This window comes from Allobosea sp. (genome assembly GCF_035999205.1).
Classification (GTDB): Bacteria; Pseudomonadota; Alphaproteobacteria; order Rhizobiales; family Beijerinckiaceae; genus Allobosea.
Map to the genome: position 1 here is coordinate 120,147 of NZ_DASYHA010000018.1, position 19,270 is coordinate 139,416.

General features: G+C 67.0%; 20 protein-coding genes. 9 read left to right on the forward strand and 11 right to left on the reverse strand.

The window, feature by feature from the left end:
• Nucleotides 1-65: 65 nt before the first annotated feature.
• Nucleotides 66-2,414: a methyl-accepting chemotaxis protein gene (locus tag VGN82_RS06610; RefSeq protein WP_327526206.1), complete on the reverse strand. Its 2,349-nt coding sequence runs from the start codon at nt 2,412-2,414 to the stop codon at nt 66-68.
• Nucleotides 2,415-2,579: 165 nt separating this feature from the next.
• On the reverse strand, nt 2,580-3,512 hold the full coding sequence (locus tag VGN82_RS06615; protein ID WP_414644211.1) for a glutaminase: 933 nt from the start codon (nt 3,510-3,512) through the stop codon (nt 2,580-2,582).
• Nucleotides 3,513-3,657: 145 nt separating this feature from the next.
• Here VGN82_RS06615 and VGN82_RS06620 point away from each other — a divergent pair, with 145 nt between their 5' ends.
• Entirely contained in the window at nt 3,658-4,188 is a 531-nt protein-coding gene (locus tag VGN82_RS06620; RefSeq protein ID WP_327526207.1) for an RNA-binding protein, read from the forward strand.
• Between the two features lie 40 nt (nt 4,189-4,228).
• Here VGN82_RS06620 and VGN82_RS06625 read toward each other — a convergent pair whose 3' ends face one another.
• From VGN82_RS06625 to VGN82_RS06635, 3 genes are all read right to left on the reverse strand, one after another.
• Nucleotides 4,229-5,398, reverse strand: coding sequence for a GGDEF domain-containing protein (locus VGN82_RS06625; RefSeq protein WP_327526208.1), 1,170 nt, complete (start codon nt 5,396-5,398; stop codon nt 4,229-4,231).
• Between the two features lie 152 nt (nt 5,399-5,550).
• A complete protein-coding gene (locus VGN82_RS06630) occupies nt 5,551-6,345 on the reverse strand; it encodes a class I SAM-dependent methyltransferase (protein WP_327526209.1) in 795 nt (264 codons plus the stop codon).
• Between the two features lie 169 nt (nt 6,346-6,514).
• Nucleotides 6,515-7,270 (reverse strand): Crp/Fnr family transcriptional regulator, encoded by a 756-nt coding sequence (locus VGN82_RS06635; protein WP_327526210.1) that lies wholly within the window; start codon nt 7,268-7,270, stop codon nt 6,515-6,517.
• A 234-nt stretch (nt 7,271-7,504) separates the two neighbouring features.
• Here VGN82_RS06635 and VGN82_RS06640 point away from each other — a divergent pair, with 234 nt between their 5' ends.
• The 3 genes from VGN82_RS06640 to VGN82_RS06650 all read left to right on the forward strand — a co-directional run bounded on the left by VGN82_RS06640 (nt 7,505) and on the right by VGN82_RS06650 (nt 10,796).
• Complete coding sequence (locus VGN82_RS06640) at nt 7,505-9,313, forward strand: ABC transporter ATP-binding protein/permease (protein ID WP_327526211.1); 1,809 nt, start codon at nt 7,505-7,507, stop codon at nt 9,311-9,313.
• Nucleotides 9,314-9,446: 133 nt separating this feature from the next.
• Complete coding sequence (locus VGN82_RS06645; RefSeq protein WP_327526212.1) at nt 9,447-9,725, forward strand: hypothetical protein; 279 nt, start codon at nt 9,447-9,449, stop codon at nt 9,723-9,725.
• Between the two features lie 192 nt (nt 9,726-9,917).
• On the forward strand, nt 9,918-10,796 hold the full coding sequence (locus VGN82_RS06650; protein ID WP_327526213.1) for a transglutaminase family protein: 879 nt from the start codon (nt 9,918-9,920) through the stop codon (nt 10,794-10,796).
• A 20-nt stretch (nt 10,797-10,816) separates the two neighbouring features.
• Here VGN82_RS06650 and VGN82_RS06655 read toward each other — a convergent pair whose 3' ends face one another.
• From VGN82_RS06655 to VGN82_RS06665, 3 genes are read right to left on the reverse strand one after another with little or no spacing between them, the layout of a single operon-like run.
• On the reverse strand, nt 10,817-12,481 hold the full coding sequence (locus VGN82_RS06655; protein WP_327526214.1) for a sensor histidine kinase: 1,665 nt from the start codon (nt 12,479-12,481) through the stop codon (nt 10,817-10,819).
• Nucleotides 12,481-13,041: a sigma-70 family RNA polymerase sigma factor gene (locus tag VGN82_RS06660; RefSeq protein ID WP_327526215.1), complete on the reverse strand. Its 561-nt coding sequence runs from the start codon at nt 13,039-13,041 to the stop codon at nt 12,481-12,483. Before VGN82_RS06660 ends, VGN82_RS06655 begins: the two co-directional genes overlap by 1 nt.
• A complete protein-coding gene (locus VGN82_RS06665; RefSeq protein WP_327526216.1) occupies nt 13,028-13,252 on the reverse strand; it encodes a NepR family anti-sigma factor in 225 nt (74 codons plus the stop codon). Before VGN82_RS06665 ends, VGN82_RS06660 begins: the two co-directional genes overlap by 14 nt.
• Nucleotides 13,253-13,466: 214 nt before the next feature.
• Here VGN82_RS06665 and VGN82_RS06670 point away from each other — a divergent pair, with 214 nt between their 5' ends.
• The 3 genes from VGN82_RS06670 to VGN82_RS06680 all read left to right on the forward strand — a co-directional run bounded on the left by VGN82_RS06670 (nt 13,467) and on the right by VGN82_RS06680 (nt 15,425).
• Entirely contained in the window at nt 13,467-14,267 is an 801-nt protein-coding gene (locus tag VGN82_RS06670; RefSeq protein ID WP_327526217.1) for a response regulator, read from the forward strand.
• Between the two features lie 181 nt (nt 14,268-14,448).
• Nucleotides 14,449-14,613, forward strand: a complete 165-nt coding sequence (locus VGN82_RS06675) for a hypothetical protein (protein WP_327526218.1) — start codon at nt 14,449-14,451, stop codon at nt 14,611-14,613.
• 53 nt (nt 14,614-14,666) lie between these two features.
• Nucleotides 14,667-15,425, forward strand: a complete 759-nt coding sequence (locus VGN82_RS06680) for an extensin-like domain-containing protein (protein WP_327526219.1) — start codon at nt 14,667-14,669, stop codon at nt 15,423-15,425.
• A gap of 49 nt (nt 15,426-15,474) precedes the next feature.
• Here VGN82_RS06680 and VGN82_RS06685 read toward each other — a convergent pair whose 3' ends face one another.
• Nucleotides 15,475-15,810 (reverse strand): hypothetical protein, encoded by a 336-nt coding sequence (locus tag VGN82_RS06685; RefSeq protein ID WP_327526220.1) that lies wholly within the window; start codon nt 15,808-15,810, stop codon nt 15,475-15,477.
• A gap of 15 nt (nt 15,811-15,825) precedes the next feature.
• Between VGN82_RS06685 and VGN82_RS06690 the strand changes: the two genes are divergently transcribed.
• Nucleotides 15,826-16,329, forward strand: a complete 504-nt coding sequence (locus VGN82_RS06690; protein WP_327526221.1) for a DUF992 domain-containing protein — start codon at nt 15,826-15,828, stop codon at nt 16,327-16,329.
• Nucleotides 16,330-16,518: 189 nt separating this feature from the next.
• Nucleotides 16,519-16,887, forward strand: coding sequence for a response regulator (locus tag VGN82_RS06695; RefSeq protein WP_327526222.1), 369 nt, complete (start codon nt 16,519-16,521; stop codon nt 16,885-16,887).
• A 123-nt stretch (nt 16,888-17,010) separates the two neighbouring features.
• On the opposite strand, the gene VGN82_RS06700 is transcribed toward VGN82_RS06695, so the two are convergent.
• Nucleotides 17,011-17,883 (reverse strand): VOC family protein, encoded by an 873-nt coding sequence (locus tag VGN82_RS06700; protein ID WP_327526223.1) that lies wholly within the window; start codon nt 17,881-17,883, stop codon nt 17,011-17,013.
• 132 nt (nt 17,884-18,015) lie between these two features.
• A complete protein-coding gene (locus VGN82_RS06705; RefSeq protein ID WP_327526224.1) occupies nt 18,016-19,257 on the reverse strand; it encodes an NAD(P)/FAD-dependent oxidoreductase in 1,242 nt (413 codons plus the stop codon).
• Nucleotides 19,258-19,270: the final 13 nt, after the last annotated feature.

Here is a 19,270-nt window from a genome sequence, read left to right on the forward strand (position 1 = left end):
TCGCTCGGTGGGCTGCACCTTTGCGGCCCACTGTTCCTGCCTCAAATGAGCTCGCAGCGTTGGGTTCAGGCCGCGCGGCGGGTGCTGCCGCGCTGCGGGTAGGCGCGTGCCGAACTCGTCCCGTCCTGCCCGGTCTTGAAGGCGGCGACGAGATCGTTGAGCTGTCCGATCCGTGAGGCGAGCGAGGCAGCCGAGGCGGCGCTCTGTTCGGCCAGCGCCGCATTGGCCTGGGTCATCTCGTCGAGATGGGCGACGGCTTGGCTCATCTCGTCGATCCCGCTCGACTGTTCGCCGGAAGCCGCCGAGATTTCGGCGATGGTCGCGGCGACCTTCTGCGATGAAGTCAGGATCTGGCTGAGCGCCTCGCCGGCCTGGCGCACCAGCTTGACGCCCTCGCCAACCTCGCTGTTCGAGGAGGAGATGAGCGCCGAGATGTCCTTCGCTGCGGCGCCCGAGCGCTGCGCCAGCGTCCGGACCTCCGAGGCCACCACGGCAAAACCCTTGCCGGCTTCGCCGGCCCGCGCCGCCTCGACCGCGGCGTTGAGCGCCAAGAGGTTGGTCTGGAAGGCGATGTCGTCGATGACGCGGATGATGTCCGAGATCTTGGTCGAGGCGGTCTCGATCCGGGCCATGGCTTCGACCGCCTGGCCGGCGATCGCGCCGCCGTTCTGCGCGGCTTCCATCGCTTCGGTGGCGATCCCGGCAGCCTGCCGCGAGGCCTGGGCCGTCGCCTTCACGGACGCAGCCAGCTCCTCCGTGGTCGCAGCCGTCTCTTCCAGGCTCGACGCCTGCTCCTCGGTGCGCTTCGACAGGTCGTCGGCGCCCATGTTGATCTCGCGGGCAGCGAGGCCGACATCGGCCGAGGTCACCTGGATGGTGCGCACGGTCGTCGAGAGCCGGTCGACGGTCTCGTTGATCGCGCCCTTCAGCTCGGCGAAGCGACCCCTGTAGTGGGTGTCGACACGATGGGTCAGATCGCCGTTCGCGACGGCCTGAAGCGCGACTGCGAATTCCGTCGTCGCTCCGTTGACCACGGCGTTGATCTCGTTGATGCCGGTGACCAGGTCGCCGAGTGGGCCACCGACCTGGCCGACGGACGCCTGGCCGGAGAAGTCGCCATCCTGCGCGGCGGCGACGATGGTTGCGACCTCTGCCAGGAGCTTCTGGACATTGGCTGCCTGCTCGCTGTCGGCGAGCATGGCGAGCTCGCGGTCGCGGCGGCTGGCTTCCAGCGACAGGGCGTTCTCGCGATAGGCCTCGAGCGCGCCGCTCAGCGCACCGATTTCGTCAGGCGAGGCAGGCGCCGGAATGGCTTGCGAGAAATCACCGGCCTGCATCACGTCGAGCGCCGACTTCAGCGCGACGACCGGCCTTGCGATGCGGCGCTGGACGCCGCGCCAGCTCAGCACGCAAACCCCGAGCAGCGCGGCCAGGAGCACGCCGATGATCGACAGCTTGATCCAGGCCTGGTTGAGCTTCGCCTGCGTTGCGTCGGCCATGTCGTCGAGGGATTGCTCGACGGCAGCGACGATCGCCGTGAAGGGGCCGTTGCACTGCTTCGTCCACTCCTCGGGGGAGATCACCGGACCGGTGCCGGCGCCGAGGCGCCCGATCAGATCGTCCATGAAGCGGTTGGCGGCCTGAACCTCGGCGGACATGACGCCGACCTTCCGTACCAGCTCGGCACCGACGCCCGGTCGAGCGCTGAGCTGCTGCAACTGGGCGACGCTGGCATTCGAGGCGCCGCGCAATTCGCCCATCGACCGCCATTGCGCGGGCTCGAGCGCCTTGCCGGAGCCCAGCGCCGGACGAAGCACCGAGCACTGCGTTCCGTAGCTGGAGCGGACCCGCCAGCCCGCCGCCTTGAAGGCCTGCAGATCGGCGAGCACGGGGTCGGCGAGCCTGACCGCATTGGACGTGGAGTCCGAGGCCTTGACCAGCGCGCCTTCGATCTCGCCGACGCCATTGTACCAGGCCATAGTCGCGGCGAGGCTGCGCTGGGCCTTCGGCTTGGCGGCTTCGGCATGGATGTCTGCGAGCTTGGCCTCGGTCGATTTTTCCAGGCGGGTGATCGCCTCGATCAGCGCGGCGCGATCGGGCAGGTCGGTGGCCTTCAGCCGCGCAACGGCGTTCGCGAGCTCGGTTCGGCTCGCCTGCTCGATCTTCTGGATAACGGGTTTGGGGTCGTCGACGGCCTGGATGGCGGTTTGCGCCTGGCCACGGTTGCTGCGGATGAGGTTGCCGGCCAGCAGGAGCGCCCGATCGGCCTCGACCAGATCGGCCAGGCGCATATTGGTGTGCACTTCGCCCGCGGATTGGTTCGCCATGAAGGTGAGCGCGCCGACGCCGGGAATGCAGAGGCAGGCCATGGTCGCGACCAGGTAGTTCTTGATCGAGGCGGGGAAGAGCTGCACAGGCACCATCCAGGTTTGCAGTGGCGCCCGATCGCGACACGCTTGGATGTCGCGACGGTGCCAGTAGATGCTGGTGCGGAACTTGCCCGGTGATGATTAAGAATTTCTGCTTGGTTGACGCCAAGCGGTAACCTTACCGCAGAGTTCGGGCGCTGGCGGATGCGGTCATACCGCTGCGAAGACCGACCAGCCCGTCGCTTCGGCCACCCGCTCCAGCGCGAGTGTGCCGAGCTTTGAGTTGCCGTTGGCGTTGAGGCCGGGCGACCAGACCGCGATCGAGGCCTTTCCGGGCGCGATCGCCAGAATGCCGCCGCCAACGCCGGACTTCCCGGGCAGGCCGACGCGGAAAGCGAAGTCGCCCGAGGCATCGTAGTGGCCACAGGTCAGCATCAGCGCGTTGATGCGGCGCGCCCGGCCCGCCGGCACGACACGGGCGCCTCCGGCGCTGTGAAGACCACCATGCATCAGGAAGCGCCCGGCGAGCGCGAGCTGGCGGCAGTTCATGGCGATGGCGCATTGGTGGAAATAGACGCCGAGCGTCAGCTCCGCGGCGTGCCTGATGTTGCCGAACGCCTTCATGTAATTGGCGAGCGCGATGTTGCGGAAGCCCGTCGCCTGCTCGGCGCGCGCGACCACCTCGTCGATCGCGATGCTGTCGTCGTCGGCGAGATAGCGGACGAAGCGCAGCAATTCACCGATCGCCACGCGCGGCTCGTGGCCAGCGAGATTGATGTCGGCGATGACGAGCGCGCCGGCATTGATGAAGGGATTGCGTGGGATGCCCTGCTCGCGCTCGAGCTGGACGATCGAATTGAACGGCGTCCCGGACGGTTCGCGCCCGACACGATTCCAGAGCGTCTCCCCGACCTTGCCGAGCGCCTGGGTCAGCGCGAAGACCTTGGAGACACTCTGGATCGAGAATGGTTCGAGCGCATCGCCGGCCATGTGGACGGTGCCGTCCGCCAGCGCGATGCAGAGGCCGAAACGCCGGGGATCGATCGCCGCCAGCGGTGGGATGTAGGTCGCCACCTCGCCGCGATCGGACTGGGCCGCCATGTCGTCGGCGATGTCGCGAACGAGCCGCCCGATCTCCGTCACCTTCCCGACCTCCGCCTGCGCAGGGCCGAACCAAGCCCGAGCCCCCGATCGAGGTCAAGGCCGATTGCAGCCAGGGCCCGAGGCGAAAGGCGTTGCGGCAGGGACGCGATTGCGCTGATCTCGGCTTCTTGCGGCTGGAGACTAGATGATGCGGGCAGCCTCGATCCCCACAATCGCCCTCGCCGCGTTGGCGCTGGCAGGCCGGGCCGAGGCGCGGCCGCTCGAAAGCGAATTGCCTCCGAAACGCGCGGCCTGCTGGGAGCGCAGCTATGACGCGGCCCATCTGGCGGCGCATCCGCGCCAGAAGGTCGGCCGGATCCGCCTGGTGCACCTGCCGGATGACTGGAAGGCCGAGCCGTCGCGCGGCTTCTTCGTCGTGCTCTACATGAACCTGCGCGAGCGCGTGAAGGCGACCTCCGACTACGATTACCAGATCAGCGGCTTCTGCAAGCCGCGCGGGCAAGGCGTGCATTGCGTGCCGGAATGGGAAGCGGGGAGCTGGCGCATCGAGCGAGGACCGGGGGGCGCACTCGACATCCGCAATGGCGGCATCATCGCCAACCCCAACCCCTATGACGCCGAGGAGATCGCAGACGATGCGGTGAGGATTCCGGCGAAGCCTGATGATGGCGTCTGGCGGCTCATGCCGGCGACCGGCGCCTGCCGCATCGAATAGCCGGCAAAGGCCTGCGCTGCCGCGGCGTCGCCGGCAGCCGTCACGCTGCGATGGCGGGGCTGGCGACGCCGCGAGGTGCGATGACGCAGCGCGATTTCCCGGCCGTCTTGGCCTGGTAGAGCGCCCTGTCCGCAGCGCCCATCAGGCGCTCGAGATCCAGCCCGTGCTCCGGCGCGAGCGCGATTCCGACGGAGGCGCCGATGCTGACCGAGATGCGGTTGTCGAGCTCGTAGGGTTGCGAAATGTCGCGGATCAGCCGCTCGCCGAAACGCTTCAGTTGTCCGGTGGCGACCTGCTCCGACAGGACGATGAATTCGTCACCGCCGATCCGCGCCGCGAGATCGCCCACGCGCACGAGCCGGCGCAGGCGTTCCGAGACGAGCTGGAGGAGCCTGTCGCCGACGACATGGCCGTGCGTGTCGTTGACCGCCTTGAAGCCGTCGAGGTCGAGATAGATGAAGGCGAGGTTCTGCCGACCGGCCGGTTGGGCCAGGCTCGCGTCGAGCGCCTTGGTCAGCCCGGCGCGGTTCGACAGGCCGGTGAGCATGTCGTGGTTGGCCTGGAAGGCCTGCTCGCGTTCGGCCTGCATGGTCGAGACCAGGATGGCGTTCAGCCGGTAACCGGCCCGGCTCATGCTGTAGAGGTAGAACGGGATCTGCAGGAAGACGATCAGCATCAGTGGTTCGCCGAGGAAGGGTGCTGCGAAGCAGCACGGCCCCAGCGTCAGGAAGATCATCAGCCCCGCCATGCGTGGCGCGCCGAAATTGCGGAAGCAGATGCCCCCGACCATGGCGGCGGCGGAAAGGCAGGCGAGCGTCGCGACGACCCAGTCACCACTGGTCAGGCTGATGAAGGTGCCGAAGCCGACGCCGCCGGCCCAGGCGATTCCGAGCAGGAGATAGAGGTCGGTCGGAGTCGGTTCATTCCGAGCGGCCTGGCGCTGGGCGATCAGGAGCACGGCGAAGCGGATGCTGCAGCAGAGGATCTCGAACGTGCACCAGAGAATGAAGGGCCATGTCGGAATCCGCATGGCGATCAGGAACGATACCGCGATGGTGTTGATCACGCCGCCCAGGAAGATCGGCAGCGTCCCGTAGAGGCCGCCGATCAGCGCGACCCTGATATCGGTCGGCACATCGGCGCCGGCATCCGCCAGCCAGCGGGTCAGGCGCCATCTCGGCAGGCTGAAACGCGCTGATTCGCCCTTCATGCGCCTGGCGTGCTCCCACAACTCGCGGCGACGAACGCTCGCCGTCCACCATGCGCTGGTAGCGGCGAACTGTTACGATTGGGTTGGTAGGAGGCCGGAATTTATCGGTTCCGGCGGGTACCGATGCGCGGCCTCGCGTCGCAGGGCCCGGGTCAAACCGGCTGGCGATAGACCCAGACCCGGGCGGGGGGAATATTCCGCAGAACCCAGTCCGAGGCGAAGCTCTTCAGGCCGGACCCCTTGCGCGGAACCGGCGAGACCACCGAATAGGTGAACTGGACGAAGGGCGCTCCCTCGACCAGCAGAGTGAAGGCGTCCTTCGCCAGGGCGCTGCGCATCGCCGGCGGCTGGTTGAACAGCGGCAGGCTGGAGACGACGGCGATCGCCTTTTCCTGCAGGTGCCCCGCGAGCGTCGTCGACAGCGCATAGGCGTCGCCCTCGACGACCGTGGCGCGCGGAAACCGCGCGCGCAGCAGCTTGCAGAATTCCGGGCTGTACTCGACCAGGATCAGCCTGTCCTCGCTGATGCCGCGCTCGATCAGCGCCTCGGTGACGGGACCGGTGCCGGGACCGATCTCGATCACGGGGCCGGGCAGGCTGGGATCGACGAAGGAGGCCATGCGTCGCGCCAGAGCCGGGCTCGACGGCGTCACCGAACCGGTCCGCATCGGATCGTCGATCCAGGATTTGATGAAGCGTGCTTCGTCACCGAGCTTGGTCCGGGCCTCGCTGACGCGCGAGCGCAGTTTCTCGGTCTTGCTGCGGACCTCGTCCTGCACCTTGTAGCGCACGGTCGCGACCTTCAGCCGGGCCTCGGCGACGCTATCGACGAGGTCGGCCGCAGTGACGCGAACCTCGTCCTCGATCCGCGCGGCGACGCGGGACTGCCCGAGACGGGCCGCCAGCGATTGGCCATGCGAATGTCGACGATGGGAGGTGAGTGACATGATGCCCCTGACGTCGCTCCGGAAGGCACGACCATGACGTTTCGCGAACGTTACCTGCGCGCCATATGGGGTCAAGAGTGCCCCGGAGCCAAGTCCTTATGCTGTCGGCGCCCCGATTCCAACGTTCCTCTGCCTGCTGACCACTATACGCGGGAGACGCAGAGAGGTTTCAGATCAGGGGCCTGGGAGCCATTTCGCGCTCATAGAGCAGGGCCATCCGCGAGGTCAGGCGCGGGTTGAGCAGGGTCAGCCGCCCGTCTGCGATGGCGAAGAGACCGGCCTTGCGCAGGCGCGACCAGGTCTTGCTGGTGTGAACCAGCGACAGGCCCAGCGCATCGGCGAGCTGCTGCTGGGACAAGGGGAACCGGAACCCGTCATCGCTGACCAGTCCGAGTGCCCGCGCCCGCCGGTAGAGCGAAATCAGCAGTGCGGCGATGCGCTCGCTGGCGTTGCGCTGCCCCACCGAGGTCAGGTTCTGATCGATCAGGCTTTCCTCGCGCGAACCGAGCCAGGCGACCTCATAGGCCAGGCCGGGCATATGGACGAACAGGTCCCAGACGCGCTTGCGCGGGAAGACGCAGAGCTCGACATCGGTCAGCGCCTCGATCCCATGCTGCGCTGCGCTGAGCAGCGAGGCCTGCAATCCGACCAGGTCGCCCGGCAGCAGGAAGTTCAGGATCTGGCGGCGCCCGTCGGGCAGGAGCTGGTATCGGAAGGCCCAGCCGGAGAACAGCGTATAGAGTTCGGCATCTTCCTGGCCGGGATGGATGATGTCGGCGCCGGCTGGCAGGTAGCGATGCTCCGTCTTCATCGACTGGATGAAGCGGACCTCCTCATCCGTCTTGTCCTTGAAGGCGGGCTTCAACCGCAGCGGGCAGGCCAGACAAGGTACGCCGCTGCGCACGTTATGGGCGGTATCCGTCATCGTCTCTCGATCCCCCGTCGAAGCGGGAGCGGGGTGCGCGGGGAGCACGCTTGCCGATCGATCGGCAGCCAGCCGGCCGATCGCGGACAACTCAATATCAGTTCGCTTCGTTTGACCATTGTGCAGGGCAACATTCTGCCGGATCTCCGGGAACTGTCGCAGCGCCGGAACGTTCTGTGAAGGTCGCTCCCGCAGGAGCGGCCGCACGGCGCCCTGTCTGGAGATGCGAGCCCCATGACCGAAAAGTCGCGCATCGGCAGACGCTCGCGCATGCGCCGGTTCTTTGCAGCAGCGCTGCCGTTCTGGAGCGGGGAGACCAGGCTGCGTGCCTGGGTCTTGACGGTCGCCGTCCTCGCTTTCGTCGCGGCACAGCTTGCGACGGCGGTCGGCGTCAACACCTGGAACCGCCTCTTCTTCGATGCTCTCGAAAAGCGCGACGTCGCAGCGGCATGGAGCGCCGCAGCCTGGCTGCCCTTGCTGGTCGTGGCCTCGGCGCTCAGCCTGTCTGCCCTGGTGATCAGCCGCATGCTGCTGCAGATGCGCTGGCGCGAATATCTGACGAGGCGGCTGGCGGGGTGGTGGATCGCCGATCAGCGCTACTATCGCATGCAGTTCGTCGCCAAGGAGCAGTCGGCGCCCGAGTACCGCATTGCCGAAGACGTTCGTCTCGCGATCGAACCCCTGGTCGAGTTCGCGATCGGCCTGATCAGCGCGGCCGTCACGGCGGCGACCTTCGCGGCCATCCTTTGGCATGTCGCCGGCGCCGCTCGCTTCACGCTGGGCGGCGTCGAGGTGGTGATCCCCAGCTACATGGCGCTCGCCGCGATCGGCTATGCCGTCATCGCCTCGCTCGCCGCCTATCTCACCGGCCGGCCGCTGGTGGCGCGAATTGCCGCAAAGAACGAGGCCGAAGCGCAGTTCAGGGCCGAGATGACGCGGCTGCGCGAGAATGCCGAGAGCATCGCCCTGATCCGTGGCGATGCCGACGAGCGCGGGTCCGTCGGCGAGAATTATGGTCGGGTGGTCGCGGCCTGGCTGCGTGTCATCAGGCAGCAAGGCGTCATCGCCCTCGTGCTCAACACCAATGGCGCGCTCTTCCCGATCGTGCCGCTGCTGCTGATCGCCCCGAAATACCTTGCCGGCGACGTCACGCTCGGCGCGGTGATGCAGGTGGTCGCAGCTTTCAGTGCAGTGCAGGCGGCTCTGATCTGGTTCGTCGACAACTTTGTCCGCCTGGCGGAATGGTTCGCCTCGGTGACCCGTGTCGACGAGCTGCAGGAGGCTTTGGAAGGCCTCGATGTCGGCACGATCATGGAGGGCGAGACCCAGATCGAGCTGACCGAGAGCGACGCCGGCGCGATCCATCTCGAAGGCCTGTCGATCGCGCACAGCAACGGCCGCGTCGTCATCGCGGATGCCACGGTGGTGATCGAGCTCGGCGAAAAGGTGTTGATCGTCGGCGAAAGCGGCACCGGCAAGAGCACCCTGATCCGGGCGCTCGCGGGACTATGGCCGTGGGGTTCAGGCTCGATCGTGCTGCCGCGCGGGAAGTCGCTCGCCTTCGTGCCGCAGAAGCCCTACCTGCCGATCGGCGACCTGCGCACCGTCCTGCTCTATCCCGAGGCCGAGAAGCCGGTTCCCGACGAGACGATCATAGCGGCCCTCAAGCGCTGCGGCCTGGCCTATCTCGCCAAGCGCCTCGACGATGAGGACAGTTGGGACCGCATCCTGTCCGGCGGCGAGCGCCAGCGCATCGCCTTCGCCAGGCTCCTCATTCGGCGGCCGGATATCATCATCATGGATGAGGCCACCTCGGCGCTGGACGAGGACAGCCAGAATGCGCTGCTGGGCCTGTTCGAATCCGAGCTCGCAGGAGCGACCGTGATCAGCGTCGGGCACCGGGCCGGACTCGATGACTACCATGACCGCAAAATCACGCTGGAAAAGCGGCTCGCAGGCGCCCAGCTGACATCGCGTCGCCTCGGAAAATCGCTCTGGCGCCTGTTCAGGTCGCGCTCCGCCGCCAATGACGAGGCTGCCTGACCTTGTGGCTCACGGCGATGTGATGCCGCGGCTTACCGGGGTGATCGGTTGCGTGGGGAACCTGCCCGGCCGCCTCGCGTTAACTCTTCGGAAGCCGGTCATTCCTGCCCGGCCAAGGCGTAGGGAGAGTCAGATGTTGCGCAACAGCCTTGCCCCCATCAAGCGCGCCGGCCTGTTCTTCGGTTTCATGGGCGCGACCGTTGTTGCGCTGACCTTCGGATCGGGTTTTCAGGAAACCAGCCCCACCAGTTCACAAGCCGTCGCGCAGGCCAAGAGCGAGCGCCACGTGCCCACCGATACGCGTCTGGCGGCGGTCGACCCGTCGCAGCGCTCGGTTGGCGTGATCAAGCGAGCGATCGGCACCTCGCAGCAAGCGATGCTGCCGCGCCTGGACGGAGTGGTGATGCGCTGACAGGCATCGCGCCGGACATGAGGCGGCTTCGGAACATTCCGGACCCTCCCGCGTTGTCGAGGCGGTGCAACCCCTCGCGCCGCTCCTCAGAGCCGCCTTCGGGCGGCTTGTTTTTTGTCTCGGGGGCGCGGTGGAGCCGGCGAGCGTTCCGCTTCGGTATGAACGTTGCGGCAAGAACGAAGTATGAGAACCATGCATCTGCGCATTCGGCATTCGACGACCTATCGATACGCGGCGCCCGTCGAGTTCGGCCCGCATCGGCTGATGCTGCGCCCGCGCGACAGCTTCGATCTGCGGGTCGTCGACACCGCGCTCGCGATCTCGCCGCAGGCGCGGCTGCGCTGGATGCACGATGCCTATGGCAACTCCGTCGCCATCGCGAATTTCGATGTGCCGGCCGATACGCTCGACATCGTCAGTGAGCTTGTCCTGGAGCGCTTCGGTTCGGCGCTTCCGCGCGCCGAGATCGACAGCGCGGCCGTGATGACGGGGGTGGTCTACACCGAAGGTGAGCGCGCGGTCCTGCAACCCTATCTCGCCTTGGCCGCCGCCGATCCCGACGGCGTGCTCGACCAGTGGTTGAGCGATTTCCGGGCCCGCATCGGACAGGGCAGCGGCCATCTGCTGCGCGATCTCGCCCATGCCATCTATGCCGGGCTGAGCTACGCGGTCCGCTTCGACGAAGGCACGCAGCATCCCGCCGACACGCTGCGGCTGCAGGCGGGCTCCTGTCGCGACTATGCCTGGCTGTTCATCGAGCTTGCCCGGCGGATGGGCTTCGCGGCTCGTTTCGTCACGGGCTACATTCATGACCGGACGCCGGATGCCGCCGGGCTGGTCTCGACCGTCGGGCTGACCCATGCCTGGGCGGAGGTCTTTATACCGGGCGATGGCTGGGTCGAGTTCGATCCGACGAACGACCTGGTCGCCGACCGCCAGCTGCTACGCATTGCCGTGGCGCGCGTGCCGGAGGACGCCTCGCCCGTGGCGGGCAGCTTCACCGGGCTCACCGGCTCGTTCCTGGGGCTCGGCGTCGGCGTCACGATCGAGCCGATCGACGAGCCGGCCTGATCGGCCACTTCGAATGCCTGTCAGGCGTTGTGCCTGATGCGCCAGCGCCCGAGCCTCGAGCCTTTGGCATCCTCGACCTGCACCGCCTCGATCTGGGCCATGAGCCCGCCGAAGAGCCGGGGCGGCTGGGTGGGCGCGATCTCCCGGTCTGCCTCCAGTGCAACCTCGAGCGTGGTCTCGTCGACATCGCTGATCAGGATCGCGATGCTGACGCCGGGCGTGCTGCGCAACACGCGCGATGCGACGTCGACGATCAGGAAGCCGAGCGGGATGATCCGATCGACCGTGAGCGTGGCGACCGTCTCAAGACGGCTCGCGACGAACTGATCGCGCTGGCGGATGAGATTGCTGATCATCGACGCCACGTCCTCGATGAAGAGGTCGACGCGCACCGGCTGCATCTCGCCATCGGCCAGCGTGAAGCGATAGGCCGCCGAGAGGACATGAACCCGGCATTCGGCATCGGCGAGAGCGAGCCTGGCCTCGTCGCGATAGTCCCGCTTGGTCAGGCCGATATAGCTCTGCACCACCTGGAGGCTGTTCTTCACCCGGTGATGGAGCTCGCGCACCAGGAAGCGGTTGTCGTCGAGCGCGGTCTGGAGCTTGCGCTGGCGCACCTCCTGCTCATCGACCATGGTGTTGAAGGCCTCCGCGACACTGCGGATATCCGCGGGCATGTCCTCGGCGGTGACGGCGCGGGCGCTTGGCTGGGTCAGGCGTGCCCGCGCGGCGGTCTCGATGCCCCGCAGCCAGTGGATGCAGTGCCGGTCGATCGCTCGCAGATAAACCATGCCGAACAGGGCAAGGGTCAGGATCGGCGCGATCAGCAGGGCGAGGAACTGATTGCGGGCCGCGCGTCGCGGCGCATCGCTGAAGCTGGCAATGACGTAGAGATCGGGCGCCGTCACCAGACGTGCGGCGTAGGCGCGTTGATGGCCCGCGCGGCTCTCGGCCTGCCAGCGTTGCGCGTCATCGGGAACGATTTCTTGCGCGGGTAGCCAGGAGGGGGCCTCGCTCGCCGCCTCGCTGCCAGGCGCGCCCCGGTGGGTCACGACCGTTCCACCGCGGGAGACGAGCGCCACGTTCATGTCGTCGCTGGTGTCTCCAAGCTCGAAGACCTGGTCGAGCAGGTCCGGATCGGCGAGAAGCAGGCCCTGCTGCACCACCCCGTCCTGAGACTTGGCGATCTGTATGGCGAGATGGTTCAGGCCGCCGGCGCTGACATAGTCGTAGCGAGCAGCCGGAAGCGCCGATTCCGAGCGAGCTGCGGAGCGCGGCAGTGCGGCCAGACGCGCCGCCACGGCAGACAGGTCCGCTTCGCTCAACAGCGGGTCGAGCGAAGCCGAGCACACCCGGCCATCGGCGAGGACGATGCGCAGGGCGCGGTAGCCTGGAATGCGTGCCAGCATGTCCCGGGCCGGTGCCTGGCAATCCGCGCCGATCAGCCCCGTGCTCGCGATGAAGGATCCAGACGCCAGAAGGGCGCGCAGCGCCCCCCGATTCCAGACACGTGCCCGCACCGCGAAATCATCCGCTGCCCGCGCCTGCGACAGGTCGATGGCGGCGACAACCGTTCGATAGGTCGTGACCGCTGCCAGCGCGGTGAGGCAGGCGATCGGTAACGCGATCGCCACGAGCAGCGCGAGCAGGCGGCCCCGAACCGTCCGGAAGCGCGCGAGCTTCATCAGGAGCCGACGGTTTCGGAGCCGATCCTTTGCATGGCGGCCGCGCTGCGGCGGTCCGGCCCAAGATCGTCGAGGCTGCCGATCGACAGCAGTTCGGCCAGCTTCGTACGCGCCCGGTTGACCCGGCTCTTGATCGTGCCGATCGCGACGCCACAGATCTCCGCGGTCTCTTCGTAGGAGAGGCCGGTGGCGCCGACCATGATCAGCACCTCGCGCTGTTCCTCGGGCAGTTTGGCGAGGGCCTTGCGGAAATCGGCAAGGTCGAGATGGCTTTCCTGATTGCCATGCGTCGCCATGCGCTCGGCATATGTGCCTTCGCTGTCCTGCACCTCTCGTCCGCGTTTGCGATAGAGAGAGTAGTAGGTGTTGCGCAGGATGGTGAAGAGCCAGGCGCGCAGGCTCGTCCCCGGCTCGAACTTGTCGGAATTACCCCAGGCTTTCAGCAGGGTATCCTGAACCAGATCATCGGCCAGCTGCATGGAGCCCGACAGCGAGGCCGCAAAGGCTCGCAGATTCGGAATCTCCTTGATGAGGCCGTCCTTGAAATCAGTTGAGCTCATCGGTGGATGCTCCGGCAGCGCGATTTTCGGTTGCCTCGAGCTGGGCGAGCAGCACCAGGAATTTGTCTGGCACGGGCGCGTTGACGATGTCATCGTAATGCGCCTTCAGCGACCGGCCGATCGATTCCTGGACTCTCGGGTCGAGCGTCAGCTCGCTGTCCTGATCGCCGTCCCCATCGGGTGTGGCCATCGCTGAATCCACGTCGCTCATGTCAGCCCTCGCGCCAAAACCAGGCCTGCTTTTCCAGCGGGTCCCAGCGACTTCCATTCCTGGCCGGCATGCTCTTTCGACGGGCGATACCGACACTCGTACTCCCGTTTAACAGGCGTTTCGGCAAAAGGTTCCGAACGGAATGAAAAATAAATAACTTGTCAGCAGGCGGCGCCCGGTGCTCATTTTCCTCATGATTTATGGGGATATATCCATGTCGATTGCCAAGGAAATCGCGCCGCATTTGCCCTATTTGCGCCGATTCGCACGCGCTTTGACCGGCACGCAGAACAGCGGCGACGCCTATGTCGTGGCCATGCTCGAGGCCTTGGTCCTCGATCCCGCCTCCTTTCCGCGCGAACTCAACCCGCGCATCGGCCTGTATCGGACCTTCCTGAAGCTCTGGTCCTCGGTCGGCCTCAACACCGCCGACACCGCCGCTCCGGTTGCGCTGAACACGTCCCCGGTGGAGCGCAACCTCGAAGCGCTGACGCCGCGTCCCCGGCAGGCCTTCCTGCTGCGCACGGTCGAGGGCTTCTCGATCGAGGAGGTCGCCGCGATCATGGATGTGGCGCCCGCCGATGCCGCCGAGCTCGTCCAGACGGCGGGGCAGGAGATCGCCGAGCAGGTCGCCACGGATGTGCTGATCATCGAGGACGAGCCGATCATCGCGCTCGACATCGAGACCATGGTCGAGGAGCTCGGCCATACCGTGACCGGGGTGGCCCGGACGCAGCGTGAGGCGATCGCGCTTGTGGCCAAGAAGCGCCCCGGCCTCGTGCTCGCCGACATCCAGCTCGCGGATGGCAGCTCGGGACTCGATGCTGTCAACGAGATCCTCACCACCATCGATGTGCCGGTGATCTTCATCACCGCCTACCCGGAGCGGCTCCTCACCGGCGACCGTCCGGAGCCGGCCTTCCTGATCACCAAGCCATTCCAGCCGGAGGCGGTGAAGGCGGCGATCAGCCAGGCCCTGTTCTTCGACCGCCGCGCCGGCCGCAAGGCCGCCTGACAGGCCGGATCGTTAATCATGATTGGGCCCGCTGCGCCTGGCGCCGCGGGCTTTCTCATGGATGGCCGCTTTTTGATTCCGATTTGTTCACGGGGAGGATGGAACAAGCGCCCGGCACCGACGTTTCATCGGCTGTTTCTCAGCACATTGCTTCGGTTCGTCATCTGGGGAGTGTGAGACCATGGCCATGACGTGCATTGCCGCATTGATCGCCGCGGCGTCGATTGGCACGGCGCTTTTCGGTGGCATCGTGCCGCAAGGGGCCTGGGGTGCGGAGATCCTGTCGGTCGCGCTCGCAGGTGTCACGGCCATTGCCGTCGCCAGCGCTTCGGCGCTCGACAGCTGAGGTGCGGCCTGTCCGGGCAGTGGTCTGATCCGTGCGGGCTGGCGGCTGCCGCGATGCTCGCGGCGCTGCTGCTGGCGCCGACGGTGTCAGAGGCTGCGCAGGGTCGCGGCACATGGATGACGCTGCCGCCCCGGCGTCCGGCGGAGCTGCCCGCACCGCCGAAGGCTGAGCAACCGGAGCCGAAGCCCGCTCCCGCCGAGGCTAAACCCAGTGCGCCCGTCGATGCCCTCGCGGATCCCGTCTGCCTTGCCGCTTTGATTGCTGTTCATGGCAGCGATGTTCGCGCGGCCAGGATCGCTCCCGCGCAGCAGGATGCGGCATGCGGCGTGGTCGAGCCTGTCGTCGTCTCGGGCCTGACGGCGGGGGGAGATGCCGAGAGACGGCGGATTGTCCTGGAGCCACCGGTGACGTTGAGTTGTGCGATGGCGACATCGGTCGCGCAATGGCTCGAGACCAGCGCCCAGCCCCTGGCGAAAGGCTACTTTGCGCGGGAGCTGACGGGATTACGCGTTGGCGGCGGGCATGAATGCCGGCGGCGCAACCGAGCGACGAATGGTCCGCTCAGCGAACACGCGACCGGGCGCGCCCTCGACATCTTCGCCTTCGTGGTCGGTGACGGCAAGGACGGCGGCAACGTCATCGTGGAGAAGCCAGACGGTGCTCGTCAACGCAGCTTTCTCTCTGCCATCCGCCAGTCGGCTTGCGGGGCGTTCATGACCAGCCTGGGCCCGGGCTCGGATGCCGCCCACGCCAACCATCTGCATGTCGATATCCAGCCCCGGCGCGCGGCTTCGAGCCGCTTCTGTCAATGATGACGGCGCTGTTGGCCGCGCACGGTCTCGCCTGTAGACTCGCTGCGCGTCACTGATGCGCTGGGGTCAGGTCCAGCCGCATTTCGGACGTCTGAGCCAACGAAGCGACGGACAGAGGGGGCGGCGTCTGCAATCGTCTGGCGGCCATGACGTTGAGCGCCAGGTCGAGCTCGAAGCCCTGGTCGATCAGAGCCTCCAGCTCCCAGAACGGCGGCATCTCGGCAGCGCCGCTGCCGGGCAGGAACGAGGTGTGAATTGCGGCCCGATCCTGACTCACGACGATCGACCTTTCAGATCCAGTATGACGCCAAACGCAGGACACGTTAACCAGTTCCAGCTTGCGCGGAACTGTGCCCGCTATGTGGCGTTTCATGGTCACCTTCATGTCAGGAGCTCCCAGATGATGATTCGGTATTCCCGGCCCGCCCTCGCTGCTGTTGTCGCGGCAGCCGGGCTTCTGGTTTCGAGCGCTCCGTCCTTTGCGCAGTCCGGCCCGCCTGCCGGCCGCCTGACCTGCAATGTGGGCAGCGGGGTGGGCCTGGTCGTGACCTCCCAGCGCCCGCTGAACTGCACCTTCACGCCACGCCGTGGCCCCCCGCAGCGTTATGCCGGGGTCGTCCGCAATGTCGGGATCGATCTCGGCAATATGCGCGCCAACACGATGTCGTGGCGCGTCTATGGCCCCTATGCCCGCGCCCCGCTCGACGCGCTGGCCGGCCGCTATGTCGGTGCGACGGCCGGTGCCTCCGCCGGTGTCGGCGGGAGCGCCAACCTGTTGGTGGGGGGCAACAATGACGAGGTCACGCTGCAGCCGCTCTCCCTGCAGGGTTCGCGCGGCGTGAATGTCGCCGTCGGCGTCACAGGTTTCGAATTGACGCCGGTTCGATCCGGGCGCCGCCGCTAACGGCCTGCTGACGACAGACGCCGGGCGAGACGCCCTGACTTACGTTTCGCTAACCCTGTCGTCGCAAATTGAGTCGAATTTGACGAAACTGGAGGACAATACCGGGCAGTCTTCCGGAACATCGTCACCCCTCTGACGTTCTCCAATCAAACGTCAAAGGGTTCAGAGTAGGAAAGGCGGCGGGATACGATGTCTGATATCCGCGTCCTCATCGTAGAAGACGATCCGTTCATTGCGATGGACATCGAATCCGCGGTTGCCGAACAACTCGGCGCAGCGGCAGAACTGATTGTCGTCGAGTCCGTCACGCAGGCCCACCGGGCTTCGGCGTCGAAGCTGTCCTGCGCATTGCTCGACATCGATGTCGTCGGCGGCAAGACCTTCGATGTCGCCGCCAGTTTGCTTGAGAGCGGCACCCCCTTCGCCTTTGTGTCCGGCTCGACGCCGAGCGATGTCCCAGAACCGCTGCGGGCCGTGCCGTTTCTGCGCAAGCCGTTTTCGATCAACGAGATCGCGAGCTTCGTTTCCGACGCCGTCGCCGCTCCCGATAAGAGCTGACGCGACGCGTTCTGATTCCGTGGTCCGAACCGTTCGAACCTCTTGCAGTTCGATCCCGACAGCATAACGCCGCCGTTCCATGTGGAAGGGCGGCGTTGTCTTTTGGTGGCGTGGCCTGGAGGCTCAGCTGGCCCTGAGAACCAGGCGGTTGCCCCATGGGTCGGAGATCGATGGGCCGAGCGGCGTCTCCGTGCCGCCGGCCGCCAGCAGCCGCTCGCGCATCGCGTCGAAATCGCTGGCATCCCGCGCGATCAGTTCGAAGGAATCCAGTCCGGCTTCGCCGGCCTGGCGCGGCGCGGCCCCGCGGCTGTTCCAGATATTGCCGGCGATGTGATGGTGGTAACCGCCACTGGCGAGGAAGCTCGCGCCGGGATAGCGCACCATCAGATCGAACCCCAGGACGCCCTCGTAGAACCGCTCCGCCTCGGCGGTATCGCCGACGCAGAGATGGATATGGCCCATCCGGGTCCCGCTCGGCATGCCCGGATAGGGTGCCGGTCGCGCTTCGGCGAGCAGGGCGTTCAGGTCGAGACGGTCGGTTGCCATCTTGATCGCACCATCGCGGCGCGGCCAGTCGGCGCGTGGACGGTCGCGATAGATCTCGATGCCGTTGCCCTCCGGGTCAGAGAGGTAAAGCGCTTCGCTGACGAGATGATCCGAGGCCCCTTCGAGCGGGATCCGCGCCGCCGCCGCATGGGCGAGCCAGTCGGCGAGATCGGTCCGGGACGGCAGGAGAATCGCCAGATGGAATAGGCCTGCCGGCGAGGTCCGCCGCGCTGCGCCCTGCTCGAGCCGCACCAGAACCTCGCCATCGACGCCCAGCGTGGCGAAGCCGGGGGCCTGCTCGATAACGCCAAGCCCGATGCTGTCGCGGTAGAACGCGGTCAGGCCGGCGAGGTCATGGACGCGCAGCGTCACCGCGCCGATATGGAAGGGCGCATCGAGCGCCTCCAGCTTGACGGGGGTGGTGGTCTTGCTGTCCTCGGCTGCAAGCATAGCGGCCTCCGTCGGTTCGCGACCTCGATGGCCGCACGACAGATAGATGGCGCTCCGCGCCCGTCTTGTCTGCCCCGGAGACCGCAAACGCTCGATTGCAGCGGCGCAATCGCCGGCTTCTGGCCGTTGAAGTCAGAGCCGTGCGGGGTCAGGCCGATCGATGGCGAAATGCGCGAACCAAGGCGCCTCCGCGCCCGCGATCAGCGCGCCGATGATGCGCGATGCGAGGAAGCTGAAGGTGATGCCGTTGCCGCCATAGCCATAGGCCGCGAGCATTCGCGGCTGGCCCGGCACGCGCCCGATCAGCGGCAGCCCGTCGGCCGTTTGTCCGAAGGCGCCTGACCAGGCATGGCTGACCGTGTCCTCGGCGGTCGGAACGAGGCCGCGCAGCTTGTCGAGCAGCGCTTGGGTCTTCGCGGGCCCCAGCATCCTGCGCCGGTCGGGGTCGTCGGTCTCCTCGTCCTCGCCGCCGATGATGATGCGGCCATCCGTCGTCGTACGGCAGTAGATATAATCCTCGGAGGCCTCCCAGACGAGCGAGCGACGGGGCCAGAGGCTGGCGGGCGGCTGTTGCGCGGTCGCAAGCGCCCAGCTCGAAGCGACGCGGTGCAGCTCGCTGGGAACGCAGTCGGGCATCACATAGCCCGTCGCCAGCACCAGATGCCCGGCCTCGATCATGCGCCCGCTGGCGAGTTGCACAGCCGCCCCGTGCCGGGTTGAATCGAAGGCGAAGGCCTCGTCCCGGATGAGCCTTGCGCCGCGGCCCGCAGCGACATGCAGCAGGGCGTGGCAGAGGCTGACCGGGTCGGCTTCCGCCGAGCCCGGCGAGACGATCGCAGCGCTGCGGTCGAAGCCGAAGGCGCCGAGCAGAGTCGCATGGTCGAGCAGCGCGCCCGGCAGACCAGCCCGCTCGCGCAGGATCCATTCGTCCAGCAATTCGCGTGGACCCGCTTCGCCGGCCGCGAGATAGACGGTGTCGCGCGGAAGGAAGGCGCAGCCCAGCTGTGCTTGCGCGACGTGCTCCCGCAGGCCCTCCACCGCCTTGAAGCTGCGACGATAGACATCGGCCGCCTTGTCGAAGCCATAGAGCGCCGCAAGCCGGCGCAACGGCAGGTCGATTTCCCATTGTAGCATGGCCGTGCTGGCTGCCGTGCTGCCGAAGCCCTCACGCTCGCGATCGACCAGCACGACACCAAGGCCGCGGGCGCTCAGATGCTCAGCCGCCAGCGCACCGGTGATGCCGCTGCCGACGATGACCACGTCGCAGCGGATATCGGCGTCGAGGCCCTCGCTCGCCGGCCGCGTGGGGCCCGCACGCCAGGGGCTGGATCCGCTGCGCAGATCGCTGTGGCGTGTGTCGTCGGGGTCGAGCATGGCGGGAACGACC